Consider the following 14,169-nt stretch of genomic DNA (forward strand, 5'->3'; position numbering starts at 1 on the left):
ATATTAGACTTAGTTAAAAAGTAATAAAGTTAAGATTTCATACAAAACGCGTTGCAAGATCATGTAATTTTGCAATGCGTTTTTTTTTATATACTATTTTGAAAGAGAAGAAGAAAGATATTAGATCACTTACTAAAGATCAACTTAGAGATTATTTCACTGAAAATGGAGATAAGGCTTTTAGAGGTAACCAGGTTTATGAATGGTTATGGAAAAAAGGTGCGCATTCATTTGACGATATGACTAATGTTTCTAAAGATACGAGAGCGTTTCTTGAAGAGCATTTTGTTATCAATCACATTAGGGTGGACGATATGCAGAGGAGTGAAGATGGTACAATAAAAAATGCAGTTAAACTTCATGACGGTCTAACTGTAGAGTCTGTACTTATACCTACTGCTACTAGAACCACAGCTTGTGTGTCTTCTCAAGTAGGTTGCAGTCTTAATTGTGAATTTTGCGCTACTGCAAGATTAAAACGTATGAGAAACTTGCAACCAGATGAGATTTATGATCAGGTTATAGCTATAGATCAACAAAGTAGACTGTACCATAATATTCCTTTATCTAATATTGTGTTTATGGGTATGGGTGAGCCGTTGATGAATTATAACAATGTTCTTAAATCTATAGAAAAGATTACAGGTGAAGATGGTTTAGGAATGTCTCCTAAGCGTATAACTCTTTCTACCAGTGGAGTTCCTAAGATGATGAAAAAACTTGCTGATGACGGCCCTAAGTTTAATCTAGCGCTTTCATTACATAGTGCAATAGATGAAAAGCGTACTAAGATCATGCCGTTCAATGAACAGTTCCCATTGTCTGACATAAAAGATGCCTTAAAATACTGGTATGATAAGACTGGTACAAAGGTTACTTATGAATATGTGGTGTGGAAAGGTATTAATGATACAGAAGAAGATGTACATGAATTGGTTAAATTCTGTAAGGTTATACCTTGTAAGGTAAATATTATTGAATATAACTCTATAGATGATCCTAGATTTGAACAAGCTAGCCCCAAGGCTATAGAAATGTATAGATCACAACTAGAACGCAACCGTATAGTTGTTAATGTTAGAAGGAGCAGAGGTAAGGATATCGATGCAGCATGTGGTCAACTGGCTAATAAACAACAGTAAGTTTACTCCATTATATCTAGTGCTATGACTCCATCATAAATTTTGCTATAACTGCGAGATTTAAAACCAGATGAATTAATTTCTAGTTCTCCATTAACCTCTATCGACGCGTCCATTTCCCAAACAACTTCGTTATTGTAGTTGACTTCTCTTATGACGTTACTTGATGTACTTGTAATAAGAGTGTTACCTGAGTCGAGTCGTTGTGCGCCAGACGTTCTTGGAGATAGTATTTCAGGGCTTGAGTATGTCCAAATCGGTGCAGTAGGATTATTCCCTGAGGTAGGGATGTTATCGTAAAAACCATCTGCTGTGACATTAATATTAATTTCTTTAATGGTTGAAAAAGTTGAGGAGTCTTGGTTGTCAAAGACTAAGAAAGTTCCTCTAGAAAAATTATTATTTCCTACAAAAGTTGCGTCATGTTGGTCGTGCAGTTGTTGGTCATTAATAGTTCCTGAATTATAAGAAGCTGGATTACCCCATCGGTATAATATATCACCACCGCGATTATATCTACCGCCGGTGCTAGTTGCTGCTTGGGTTGTACTGGTGTTATGATCAATAATTATAAATTCATTTAAGACTCTGCTGTTTAATATAATTTGATCTAATGATGGTATGTAATCAAGTCCATTTCCGTGAGTAAAATTGATGCCCTCAGTAGATTGATTGATGTCAAATAGTTGCGCGTTACTTGCGTTCCCAAAATTAAGTTTTGATGCGTCAAAGTCCTGAACTAAATGATCCCAAACGGACCACTCCCATACTATATTAGCTTGATTTGTTCCTATAGGTTGTATTTCAATTATCCTGTCGATTACTAATTTATCATCTATAATTGTGCTAGGGTCTCTGCCGTTTTCAATGGCCTCTATTCTATCTTTAACAGTCCATACAGAGGCTAAGATGTTTCCATTAGGTAACAAAGCAATGTCATGGTGTAAAACATCTGTTGGGGTATCTAATGTCCATTTCCAAATCTGGTTGTTCTCTTTGTCGATAATTTCTATTGCTCCTGTATTGCCGCCTAAATTTATTCCATTATCTACACCTGTGTTTATGGCGCGTACTGCTGAGCCATCTTCTCTTAGATATGCCATAAATACAGATTCTGAACTTGTCCATCTGTGTAGGATGTTACCTAGACGATCTATTAGGAATGAAGTGTTTTCTCTAAACGGAGAGATAAAGACATAGTCGTCCGTTAAATTATTTACATCGTATACTGTAATATTGCTTTGAATGGTAGGGACAGGATCGGTAATAATTTCGATAGCTTCATCATCGTTGCATGATATTATTAAAGAGGTTAAAATTAATAACATAATTATTAAGTTCGAAAATCTGAAATTTTTAAATGCAAATGGGCTCATCTCTATTTTATTTTAATTTACGTGAAATTAATGATTAGGTATCACAAAGCTATTGTTTCTATAGATTCAAATTAATATAATAATTAGAATACTTAAAAAAATAAACTTATCTAATAACATTGATTGTATAGGTACGATTTGTTGATTGTCTGTAGATTTAAGATTGTTGTAAAAATAAGTCTTAAGCAAAAAAAAGCACCTCAATTGAGGCGCTTTTTAGTTGTTGAAAGCTTACTATTGTTTGATGAAACGGATAGTTTGTGTTCCTAACTCGCTTGTAGCTGATAAGAAATATAAGCCGTTTTTAAGAGAGCTAACATTTAGTCTGTTATTCTCTAGTTTTAAATTGTTGCTTATAGATTGACCTAGAGCATTAGTTAAAACGATGTCATCTATTGCTAGCTCAGTATTTAAATTGATATAATCAGTTGCTGGATTAGGGCTTAATGTCATGAAGTTAATCTCTTCATCATTTACAGAGGCAGTAATTCCAGTTGTAAATTCCCAAACAGGACTAGACGTGTTTTCTCCACCTAAATTTTCAGCATCTAATTTCCAATAAAAAGTAGTGTTGTCAGGTACACCGCTTAGTCTAAAACTAGACGCAGGACCTACTATACCTGTAGTAAATAGAGATAAATCTGTTGGAGAAGTTCCTAGGCTGAAAGTATATATTTCTACTGGATCTCCAGAAGGCTCTGTCCACATGAAAGTTATTGCATTATCAGGGCTACCATCCATATCTACGTCAGTAGTTTCTAAAGGTACCGTAGCAGTATCTGCAGGAGTTGGGTTTGAAACTGTTCCAGGTGCGATAGTTGTTCCTGTCATTGTTGTAAAACTCCATACTGGTTGAGTTGTTGATGGGCCAAAACTATTACCTGGTACCACTTGCCAGTAGTATGTAGTTCCTTCAAAAAATCTAGGTAATGTAACGGTTGTTGCTGTCCCTGCTAGAGTACCTAAAGATTGAAGAGTAGTCGGTGAATCACCTAAGAAAAATTCGATTTGATCAGCAGCTTGTCCTAGTGCTGAAACTTGCCAAGCAAAGTTGACTGAATTATCAGGAACATTGTCAGCATTTGCATCTGCAGTGCTTATTGCAACTCCTGAAGCCATGTCAGCTGGTGTAGGTCTAGTTATATTGTTTGGTGCTGCCGTTGCTCCTTGTACAACTTCCACGTTGTCAAAGGTAATAAAGTCACCATCATTTTGTCTGTGTACAAATGCGATGTATACACTTTGTCCAACATATGCTCCAAGATTTACTTCAAATTGAGAGAATACAGCAGAGTTAGGTGCTGGATTACCTAATTGAGCCTCGTTGAATGTTTCTATTTCCGTAAAAGAATTTGGATCTGTTTGTGAAGTAGTTGATACTTGAATAGATAAGATAGATCCGAAGTCTCCTTGATTAAAATCTGTTGCTAGAAATCTTAATAGATTTTGAGTTGCGTTAATAGGTATAAGTGGCGATACAATAAAATCTTCAGCAACCATTCCTGCTGTAACTACCTCAAAACCTGATTGAGCTCTGAATTCAGGATCAGTACCTGCTTGAACCCATTGTTCAACCGTACCTAATCCGTTTGCACCGTTATAAACTGCCCAACCAGCTGGTGGAAACGCTGCATTTGTGCCGTTAAAGTCTTCAGAAAATTGCGCGAAGCTAATCGTGAAGCTAAAAAGCATTAATAAAATAGTAATTTTTTTCATAGTTATGGAATTTTTTGAATAAGCGATAAATATATAAGATTTCAAGGTTTATTAAACAGATTATTACGAGTAAATCATTATTAATTAGTATTAAATTAACATATTTTCGTTATCTAGTAGGTTAAATCGGACGTATTAACATGTGCGTTTGTTCAATGAAGTAATCACTACTAACATAATCTGTTAAAATAGCATTCTATTTAATAGATAAACGTGGTAGTCTTATATTTGCAACCTTATGAAGATAGTAGAGCAAATAAAAGAGCCTATAGCTCATGAAATGGAGCTTTTTGAAAAGAAGTTTCATCTTTCTATGGCTTCACGTATTGCTTTATTAAATCGCATCACGCATTTTATAGTAAACCGTAAGGGGAAACAAATGCGCCCTATGTTTGTCTTTTTAGTAGCAAAAATGGTGGGTAATGGACAGGTTAATGAGCGTACTTATCGCGGTGCATCTGTTATAGAACTTATTCATACAGCAACGCTAGTTCATGATGACGTGGTGGACGATAGTTTAAAGCGTAGAGGTTTTTTCTCTGTAAATGCTTTATGGAAAAATAAAATAGCCGTTCTAGTAGGTGATTATTTACTTTCTAAAGGGCTGCTTCTTAGTATTGATAACAAAGATTTTGACCTTTTACAAATCATAAGCGTTGCTGTACGTGAGATGAGTGAAGGTGAATTACTGCAAATAGAAAAGGCTAGACGCCTAGATATTACAGAAGATGTCTATTATGACATCATTCGTAAAAAAACGGCCACTTTAATAGCTGCATGTTGTAGTCTAGGTGCTGGTGCTGTCTCTCCAGAAAGTGAAGACGTGGAGAAGATGCGCAAATTCGGCGAGCTTATAGGGATATCATTTCAGATCAAAGATGATCTTTTTGATTATGGAAATGAGCGTATAGGAAAGCCTACTGGAATAGATATTAAGGAGCAAAAAATGACATTGCCATTAATTTATTGTCTTAATAATGCTAGTGCTAAAGATAAAAAATGGCTTATCAACTCAGTTAAAAAGCATAATCGAGATAAGAAAAGAGTGCGTCAGGTTGTCGATTTTGTTAAGAATAACGGCGGTTTAGACTATGCGATAAAGGCTATGTATCAATATAAGGAAGAGGCACTTGCTATCTTAAATACCTACCCAGAGTCTGAATATAAGAATTCGCTTAGAATGATGGTGGATTATGTAATAGATCGCAAAAAGTAAGATCTAGACTTCAGGCTTTTATGGCGCAATTTGGTTGGTGTTTAGCTCGCTTTCGCGAAAGCGGAATTTTTATCAAACATCTTAACCTAGCTAGTACGCTAATCCTCAATAAAAAACTACCTTTGCAGACGCAAAAAATGCCATCATGAGTATAGTAGCAATAGTAGGAAGACCTAATGTAGGTAAGTCAACTCTTTTTAATCGTATGATTCAAAGGAGAGAGGCGATCACTGATTCTGTAAGTGGAGTAACTAGAGATAGACATTATGGAAGAAGTGACTGGAATGGTAAAGAGTTTTCTCTTATTGATACTGGTGGCTATGTAGTCGGTAGTGATGATATTTTTGAAGAAGAGATAGACCAGCAGGTTGAGCTAGCTATTGATGAGGCAGACGCGATTCTTTTTATGGTTAATGCTGAAGAAGGCATTACACCTATGGATGAAGATGTAGCTACCTTACTACGCAAGGTGACTAAGCCGGTTTTTCTAGTAGTTAATAAAGTAGATAATAATCAACGTGAGCAAGATGCTTATGAATTCTATAACCTAGGTCTAGGTGAGTATTATTCTATTTCTAGTATGAATGGTAGTGGTACTGGTGATTTATTAGACGAGGTAGTGAAAATATTACCAGATACAGAAGAAGAAAAGGTAGATGATTTACCGCGATTTGCTGTAGTAGGAAGGCCTAATGCTGGTAAAAGCTCTTTTATCAATGCGCTTATAGGTGAAGAAAGATATATCGTTACAGATATCGCTGGTACTACAAGAGATTCTATAGATACAAAATACAATCGTTTTGGTTTTGAATTTAATCTAGTCGACACGGCCGGAATTAGAAGAAAGAAGAAAGTACGTGAAGATCTAGAATTTTATAGTGTAATGCGTAGTGTAAGAGCTATAGAACATGCAGATGTTTGTATACTTATGCTGGATGCAACTAGAGGATTTGATGGTCAGGTGCAAAATATTTTTTGGTTAGCAGAGCGCAATCGTAAAGGAATCGTTGTTCTAGTGAACAAATGGGATCTGGTTGATAAAGAAACTAACACGGCTAAGGAGTACGAGGCAATGATTAGAAAAGAAATGGAACCTTTTACAGATGTTCCCATTGTCTTTATTTCTGTAATGAATAAACAACGTATTCATAAAGCTATTGAAACTGCTGTAGCGGTTTATAAAAACCGTAGTAAAAAGATTAAAACGAGTCAACTTAATGAGGTGTTACTTCCATTAATTGAGAATTATCCACCGCCATCATTAAAGGGTAAATTTGTTAAAATTAAATTTATTACTCAATTACCTACACCACAGCCGCAGTTTGCATTTTTCTGTAACTTACCACAGTATGTAAGAGATTCTTATAAAAGATATCTAGAAAATCAATTGAGAAAACATTTTGATTTCAATGGTGTGCCGATTAGTGTATACATGAGAAAAAAGTAAAAGAGATTTTATACTATTTAAAGGCATTCTGAAAAGGATGCTTTTTTTATGCTCTTAATGGAGAGTTAGATAATGGGCTTGTGATTTCTTAAGAAATTGTTAAGAATAGCGCGACGTTAAAATTTTACTAATAACATTGCGTTTCCCTCTAGACCATAACTAACTAACCATACCACTCAACTATGAGGTTACTCTTTGTTGCCGTTTTTTTAATGGCTTTTTCTTTCTCGTCACAAGCACAGCAATTTACTATTAAGGGAATCGTAAGCGATTCTTTAACTAATGAAAAGCTCCTAAGTGCAACTGTTTATCTTGAGAGTGTTAAGGACTCTACTTTAATAACTTATTCTATTACTGATATAGAAGGTGTCTTTACCTTATCCGGTAATACGGCTTATGAAAAAGTAGCGCTTATAGCCTCTTTTCAAGGATATAAAAATTATTCTAAAACAATAAACCTTAACGATGGGCGTGAGTTAGATCTAGGTGCTATTTACCTTAATAGTGATATAGAGTCTCTTAACAGCATCGTGGTAACCGCTCGTAAAGCACCTATAACTGTAAAACAAGATACTCTAGAATTTAATGCAAAGTCGTTTAATACAAAAGCAGATGCTACTCTGGAAGATGTGATGAAAGAGCTGCCAGGAGTGAAGGTTGATAAAGACGGTAAAATCACCGTAAATGGTAAAGAGGTTTCTAAGATTTTAGTAAACGGTAAAGAATTCTTCGGCGATGATCCACAAATTGCTCTCAAAAATTTACCTAAAGAAATTATTGATAAAATCCAGGTGACAGAGTCTAAAACTGATGCCCAAAAAGCAAATGGAGAAGATGGAGATGCTAACGTTAGTGAGATTAACATAACCATAGACGAAGATAAAAACAAAGGTTGGTTCTCGAGATTAACAGCTGGTGGCGGTACTGATGATAGGTACTCTATGAGTGGTATCGTTAATTATTTTAATGAAGATTTTAAATTAAGTGTTCTAGGAAGTAGTAACAATATTAATAGTCCCGGATTTTCCTTTGACGAGATATATGACGCCATGGGCAGCAGTGCTTATTCTATATCTAGAAGTAGTAACGGTAGTTTTGGTGTTAATGGTGTCAACTTTGGTGGTAGTGGTGGTATTACTTCTAGCGATAGCGCTGGACTTAATATGTCTAACGATTGGGGTAAAACCGTAAGTGCGTCTGTAAACTACTTTTATGGAGGTAATGATACAAAGTCAGCGTCTGATAGTCGTCGTACTACGTTCTTACCAGATAGAACATTTAATACAGAAAGTTCTAGCCGTGGTGATAGATCTGGAAATAGTCATAGAATAAGTGGCCGTGTTGAAGTTAAACCAGATACTCTTACCACTATTAGTGTAAGGCCTAACATAAACATTTCAGATAACTATAGTGATAGTACGAGTAGTTCACTTTCTAGTGATGAAAATGGCAATAATATCAATAGCGTTAATACATCTTCTATATCAGATTCCAAAAGCAGGTCTTATAGTGCCAGTATGAATCTGTCTAGAAGAACTCAAGAAAAAGGTACTAACTACGGATTTTATGGGAACGTAAATAAAAATAACAGTGATTCACAAAGTGATTTTAATAGTACAACAACCACTTTTGATACATCAGGTAACCCTGAGACCCCAGAGGTTCAAGATCAATTAATAGATGAAGATTCGGACTCACAAAGTTTTTCCATAACTCCATATCTCAATAAGAAGCTTACAGAAACTATGGGACTGGTTTTGAATTATAATTTTGAAGCAGGGAAAGAGACTAATCAGAGAAGTATTTTTGATAGAGATGGATCTGGTAATTTAGTTTTCAATACGACGCTAAGTAATGATTATGAGGTTAAAAATACACAGCAAAGACCTAGTGTAGGATTAAGGTATAAGAAAAATGATTTAAGACTAGATGTAAGTGCAGGAGTTATTTATCAAACACTAGATAGTGAAGATCAATTATTGAGTACTAGTTTTGAGAAAGAATTTACAGACCCATATGTGCGAGCAAACCTTAGTTATAAATTTGGCAAGTTTGGTAGAGTATATTTAAATTACCGCAATAGTGTAAATATACCTAGTGTACGACAGTTGCAGCCTGTAGAAAATACTACAAACCCACAAAATATAGTTATAGGTAACCCAGATCTAGATGCTAGTCAACGACATAATGTGTACTTTAATTTAAGTCGTTATGATTGGGAAAAAGGTTCTGGTTTTTATTCTGGTGGTGGGTTTACTTATACAGATAATAGTGTTGCAGCGATTACGACTACAGATTTAGATCTAATAAGAACCACTACATATACTAACATAAATGGAGAGTATAACGGTTATCTTTATTCTAGTTTTTCAAAAACATGGAAAAAAGATGCTAGAGAAATAGGCTTTGATTTAAGTTTAGATGCAAGCATTTCTGTAGATAAAGGTTTTACTAACGGTGTGGCTTTTAAATCAGATAATTTAAGTTTTTCGCCTAGTCTTACTTTTGAGTATAGTTTAAGAGATTACATAGATGTAGATCTAGAGTATGAAATCACGGCAAATAAAACGCAATATGATATAGCTTCTATAAGCGAGCAAGATTTTGTGAACCAGCGTGTGGCGGTTGATATCACTACTTCCTGGCCGCAACATGTTATTTTAGGATTGCGTGGTGAGTACAATAAATTCGGTAATATTTCTGGTGATTTTGATGACGACTCTATCGTTCTTATCGGTAGTCTAGGGTATAAATTTGCTAAGGATAAAGCGACGGTTAAGCTTAAAGCTTATGATATACTTAACCAGATTATAGATACCAATAGAACCATTACAGGTGACTACGTTGCAGACACGAGTAGTCTTGTTCTTAAGCAATACTTTATGCTTAGTTTTACTTATAAGTTCTCAAAATTCGGTGGTAAAGATCCTAATAGAGATAATGGTTTTTAAATGTAGGATGAGTGTTCCGCTTTCGCGAAAGCGGAATACATACCAGCCCAACCTTATTTTGTACATAGTTCCCAAATTATGTCAGATTTTACCTTTTTGAAATAGTCGTATACCCTTTTGTGATCAAAATGTGATGTGTTTCTATGTTCTTTGAAAAGAATAAGAGATATCATCATGAAATATATAGGAGCCTTAATTTTAGTATTAAGTAATTTGTTTTTTTTGAGTACCGATAAGGAGTATGTCAAAGATTATCAAAACGGTGTGTTAACTAGTGAAGGTTGGGTAGTAAATGGAGAAAAAAATGGTTACTGGAAATTCTACAAGGCTGGTGAGATAAGTGCTCAAGGGCATTTTAAAAGTAATGAAAAGGACGGTTATTGGTATTTGTACACAAATGGAATGTTAGATAAGGAAGGGTTTTATAAAAATAATTTTAAGCAAAATTGGTGGGTGTTTCATAATCATAAAGGATACCGCACAATTAAAAAACAGTACGAACACGGCAAAGTTTCTGGTTATGCACTTTATTATAAAAAATCTAGTCTCTCTAAAGTAGAGGAGTATAAGTCTAATGAAAAATTAGGAGAATGGACTAGTTACTGGAAGTTTAGAGCAGACCATCCTGATTTTTCTATGAAAGATTTAAAGAAGTAAATTGATTAGTTTTTATGACTAACCCATTCATAATCCTTAAATTGCCCCACTTTTAAACTCCCTGTTCTGAAAACAAATCCTATTATAAGAGTTATTATACCTGCCTATAACGAGGCAGATTCCATACCTCTAGTCATTAAAGCGGTACCTTCTATGGTTACTGAGATAATCGTATGTAGTAATAATTCTAACGATGATACGGTAATAAATGCCCGTAATGCTGGTGCCACGGTAGTAGAAGAATCTACACCAGGGTATGGAAATGCATGTTTAAAAGGAATGGATTATGTCGCTTCATTATCTGAGTCTACAGATATTATCGTGTTTCTAGATGGAGATTATAGTGATTATCCAGAACAGCTAGTAGAACTGGTATCGCCCATAATAGAAAAGGATATAGATTTTGTGATAGGTTCTCGAGTTCAAGAATTAAGAGAGGCAGGTTCTATGACCGGTCCTCAAATATTTGGAAACTGGCTGGCAACCAGTTTAATGCGATTGTTATTTAACTCTCGTTTTACAGACCTAGGACCTTTTAGAGCGATTAAGTATGATAAGCTTTTAGAGCTTAAAATGGAAGATCGTACTTATGGATGGACTGTAGAGATGCAACTCAAGGCTTTAAAGAAAAGTTTTACTTATACTGAAGTTTCTATGAAATACCGCAATAGAATAGGTGTTTCAAAGGTATCAGGTACGGTTAAAGGTGCTATCTTTGCAGGCGTTAAAATTTTGACATGGATTTTCAAATACGGTTTTAAAAAATGATTTTAGAGTGGATATGTATAGTAGTTTATTCTATATCGTTGATTTTGATTTTATTCTATGCTTTTGCACAGCTTAATTTATTAATTAACTACGTTAGAGCCCAAAAAATAGTAGATAACTCTCCTTTATTAGATCTTAAGAATCCTGAAGAGGTTCCTTATGTGACTATTCAATTGCCAGTGTTTAATGAGGCATATGTAATGGATAGATTGCTAGATAATATAGCGTTAATAGAATACCCTAGAGAAAAATTAGAAATACAAGTGCTAGACGACTCTACAGATGAGACGGTAGAAACTACAGCGGCACATGTAAATAGACTAGCAGCGACAGGTCTAGATATAGTTCATATTACAAGAACAGATCGCAGCGGATTTAAAGCCGGTGCTTTAAAAGAAGGTCTAGCCATTGCAAAAGGTGATTTAATAGCAATTTTTGATGCAGATTTTTTACCAGATGCAGACTGGCTGTATAAAACGATTCCTTATTTCAAAGATCCAGAAATAGGTGTAGTGCAAACGCGATGGGCACATCTTAATCGTGATTATTCTATTCTTACTCAAATACAAGCATTTGCACTAGATGCTCACTTTACTCTAGAGCAAGTAGGTCGTAATTCTAAAGGGCATTTCATTAACTTTAATGGAACTGCTGGTGTATGGCGCAAAGAGACTATTTATGATGCAGGTAACTGGGAAGGTGATACCTTAACTGAAGATCTAGATTTAAGTTATCGAGCACAATTAAAAAACTGGAAATTTAAATACCTAGAACATGTAACCACTCCTGCAGAGTTACCTATCGTTATTAGTGCGGCTAGATCGCAACAGTTTAGATGGAATAAAGGTGGAGCAGAGAATTTTAGAAAAATGTTTAAAAGAGTGGTTTCTTCAGAGATGTCTTTTAAATCAAAAATGCATGGCGTACTTCACTTGTTAAATAGTACGATGTTTCTTAATGTACTTATAGTAGGTATTCTTAGTATACCTATGTTATACATAAAGAACGAGTACGGTCATTTACGAGAGTATTTTATAGTCATGAGTTTCTTTGTAATTAGTACGATCATATTTTTTATATGCTATTGGTACATGTATAAGAAGACTTATGGTAGTGGCCTTAAAAACTTCATATCATATATAGGTATGTTCTTTACTTTCTTTTCTATAGCAATGGGATTTTCTTTTCATAATTCTATAGCAGTATTAGAAGGTCACGCAGGTAAGCGCAGTGAATTTGTTCGTACTCCTAAGTTTAATCTGAAAGCAATGGGAGGCAACTGGAAATCAAATAAATACTTGCGTAAAAAAATTAGTCCGCATGTTATTATAGAAGGGGTTTTGATGTTGTATTTTGCATTTGGTATGTACTCTGCGTTTGTAGTGGGGACCGAGCCAGATTTCGGACTGTTTCCTTTTCACTTAATGCTTACTGTTGGTTTTGGATTTGTATTCTTCCGTAGTTTAACAGATAAACAATAATGGAACGCCGGTTAAGTAATGCTTTAGGTATTTTAACCATTATTAGTGCTGTACTTTATGGATTGTTCTTTTCTATAGAGCGCAAGGAGTTTTCTAGTTTACTTATTATTTATGTATTGCTTTTTACGCTATTTGGAACGTTAACTTATGTTCTAGATAAAGCGACTAAAAGCAATCTTAAACTCTTACCTGACTTTATTGGAAAACGTTTTTACGGAATGCCATTACTAGGTGGAGTGTTTTTAATCGGACTGTTGTTAAGGTTTTTATTAATTGATAATACGCCACATCTTTCTCAAGATTTTTTCAGATTCATATGGGATGGACATCAATTAATTAATGGTTTTAATCCTTATTTATACTTACCAGATGATGTTATAGCTTCTGGTGCAACCCATATTCCTAATGCTTCTTTTTTACATGCTTCTATGGGAGAACTCTCTAGTGGTTTGTATACAAATTATCCACCTTTAAATCAGTTATTCTTTGCTGCAGCGGCATGGTTGGGTGGCGATAGTATCTTATCCAGTATCATATGGATGCGTGTATTCTTAATTCTCGCAGATGTAGGTATATTTATTTATGGTATAAAACTTTTACGTTTACTGGGTAAGTCAGAGTGGCTTATCACCTTGTATTATCTCAATCCTTTTACGATTATAGAACTTACCGGTAATTTGCATTGGGAAGGTATGATGGCGTTTTTTCTACTCGCTGCGATTTATCATTTGTTGAAATCTCAAAAAGTACAAAGCGTGCTTTTCATGGGGTCTGGAATTCTTTTAAAGTTGCTGCCAGTTATGGCACTACCATTACTTTTAAGAAGATTAAAGTTTAAAAAAGCAGTTGTTTATTACTTATTGGTTTTAGTTGTGGTAGTAGCAGGATTTAGTCTTTTTGTGTCCCAACAATTATTAGATAACTACGCTGCTTCAGTAGGATTGTGGTTCGGTAAATTTGAATTCAATGGTAGTATTTATTACCTAGTAAGGTATGTTGGGTTTAAGATTACAGGTTACAATATTATAGAGACAGCAGGTAAAATCTTACCATTGTTTACCTTTTTCATTATTGTCCTTATTAGTTTTATTCGTAAAAATGAAATTCCAGAAATACTTATTTCTAGTATCATGTTTTCCTTTTTTACTTATTTAATGTTTTCAACTACCGTACATCCATGGTATTTAACTATACCGCTGCTGTTCTCTATCTTTACAAAGTATCGTTTTATGCTGGTATGGAGTTGTACTATATTTCTAAGTTATTATGCTTATTCAAATACAGACTTTGTAGAAAGTAGCTTGCTACTCACTATAGAGTACGTTTTAGTCTTAATTATGTTTATTTTTGATTTGTACAGCAATAGGGTTTCTCTCAACAACACACGACCTAATGATGTGCCACAAAACCTTTAA

Annotated in this window: 10 protein-coding genes; 8 read left to right on the top strand and 2 right to left on the bottom strand. The window is 34.7% G+C overall.

Going from position 1 to position 14,169, the window contains the following annotated elements:
• Positions 1–98: 98 nt before the first annotated feature.
• A complete protein-coding gene (rlmN, locus tag ACJJVN_RS14625; RefSeq protein WP_405369832.1) occupies positions 99–1,142 on the top strand; it encodes a 23S rRNA (adenine(2503)-C(2))-methyltransferase RlmN in 1,044 nt (347 codons plus the stop codon).
• Positions 1,143–1,144: 2 nt separating this feature from the next.
• On the opposite strand, the gene ACJJVN_RS14630 is transcribed toward rlmN, so the two are convergent.
• Both ACJJVN_RS14630 and ACJJVN_RS14635 read right to left on the bottom strand, forming a co-directional pair.
• The gene (locus tag ACJJVN_RS14630) at positions 1,145–2,470 is read right to left on the bottom strand and encodes an aryl-sulfate sulfotransferase (RefSeq protein ID WP_405379057.1); all 1,326 of its coding nucleotides are present in this window, start codon (positions 2,468–2,470) and stop codon (positions 1,145–1,147) included.
• Between the two features lie 282 nt (positions 2,471–2,752).
• The gene (locus ACJJVN_RS14635) at positions 2,753–4,234 is read right to left on the bottom strand and encodes a choice-of-anchor J domain-containing protein (RefSeq protein ID WP_405379060.1); all 1,482 of its coding nucleotides are present in this window, start codon (positions 4,232–4,234) and stop codon (positions 2,753–2,755) included.
• Between the two features lie 238 nt (positions 4,235–4,472).
• On the opposite strand from ACJJVN_RS14635, the gene ACJJVN_RS14640 reads away from it, so the two are divergent.
• The 7 genes from ACJJVN_RS14640 to ACJJVN_RS14670 all read left to right on the top strand — a co-directional run bounded on the left by ACJJVN_RS14640 (position 4,473) and on the right by ACJJVN_RS14670 (position 14,169).
• A complete protein-coding gene (locus ACJJVN_RS14640; RefSeq protein ID WP_405369830.1) occupies positions 4,473–5,450 on the top strand; it encodes a polyprenyl synthetase family protein in 978 nt (325 codons plus the stop codon).
• A 142-nt stretch (positions 5,451–5,592) separates the two neighbouring features.
• Positions 5,593–6,897, top strand: a complete 1,305-nt coding sequence (gene der / locus ACJJVN_RS14645) for a ribosome biogenesis GTPase Der (RefSeq protein ID WP_104514582.1) — start codon at positions 5,593–5,595, stop codon at positions 6,895–6,897.
• Positions 6,898–7,079: 182 nt separating this feature from the next.
• Positions 7,080–9,848: an outer membrane beta-barrel protein gene (locus ACJJVN_RS14650; protein WP_405379062.1), complete on the top strand. Its 2,769-nt coding sequence runs from the start codon at positions 7,080–7,082 to the stop codon at positions 9,846–9,848.
• Between the two features lie 174 nt (positions 9,849–10,022).
• A complete protein-coding gene (locus tag ACJJVN_RS14655; protein ID WP_405369828.1) occupies positions 10,023–10,505 on the top strand; it encodes a hypothetical protein in 483 nt (160 codons plus the stop codon).
• 66 nt (positions 10,506–10,571) lie between these two features.
• Entirely contained in the window at positions 10,572–11,273 is a 702-nt protein-coding gene (locus tag ACJJVN_RS14660) for a glycosyltransferase family 2 protein (RefSeq protein ID WP_405379268.1), read from the top strand.
• Positions 11,270–12,754 (top strand): cellulose synthase family protein, encoded by a 1,485-nt coding sequence (locus tag ACJJVN_RS14665; protein WP_405379065.1) that lies wholly within the window; start codon positions 11,270–11,272, stop codon positions 12,752–12,754. The genes ACJJVN_RS14660 and ACJJVN_RS14665 overlap by 4 nt, the downstream gene beginning before the upstream one ends.
• The gene (locus tag ACJJVN_RS14670; protein ID WP_405379068.1) at positions 12,754–14,169 is read left to right on the top strand and encodes a hypothetical protein; all 1,416 of its coding nucleotides are present in this window, start codon (positions 12,754–12,756) and stop codon (positions 14,167–14,169) included. Before ACJJVN_RS14665 ends, ACJJVN_RS14670 begins: the two co-directional genes overlap by 1 nt.

Origin of the sequence: Nonlabens sp. Asnod3-A02 (assembly GCF_045063755.1) — a bacterium.
Taxonomy (GTDB): Bacteria; Bacteroidota; Bacteroidia; order Flavobacteriales; family Flavobacteriaceae; genus Nonlabens; species Nonlabens xylanidelens.

What these genes read in the sequence shown, in the direction of transcription:
- ACJJVN_RS14630 (WP_405379057.1), bottom strand. Translation starts at nt 2,470, where the DNA reads ATGTTATTAATTTTAACCTCTTTAATAATATCATGCAACGATGATGAA.
- ACJJVN_RS14635 (WP_405379060.1), bottom strand. Translation starts at nt 4,234, where the DNA reads ATGAAAAAAATTACTATTTTATTAATGCTTTTTAGCTTCACGATTAGC.
- ACJJVN_RS14640 (WP_405369830.1), top strand. Translation starts at nt 4,473, where the DNA reads ATGAAGATAGTAGAGCAAATAAAAGAGCCTATAGCTCATGAAATGGAG.
- ACJJVN_RS14650 (WP_405379062.1), top strand. Translation starts at nt 7,080, where the DNA reads ATGAGGTTACTCTTTGTTGCCGTTTTTTTAATGGCTTTTTCTTTCTCG.
- ACJJVN_RS14655 (WP_405369828.1), top strand. Translation starts at nt 10,023, where the DNA reads ATGAAATATATAGGAGCCTTAATTTTAGTATTAAGTAATTTGTTTTTT.
- ACJJVN_RS14665 (WP_405379065.1), top strand. Translation starts at nt 11,270, where the DNA reads ATGATTTTAGAGTGGATATGTATAGTAGTTTATTCTATATCGTTGATT.
- ACJJVN_RS14670 (WP_405379068.1), top strand. Translation starts at nt 12,754, where the DNA reads ATGGAACGCCGGTTAAGTAATGCTTTAGGTATTTTAACCATTATTAGT.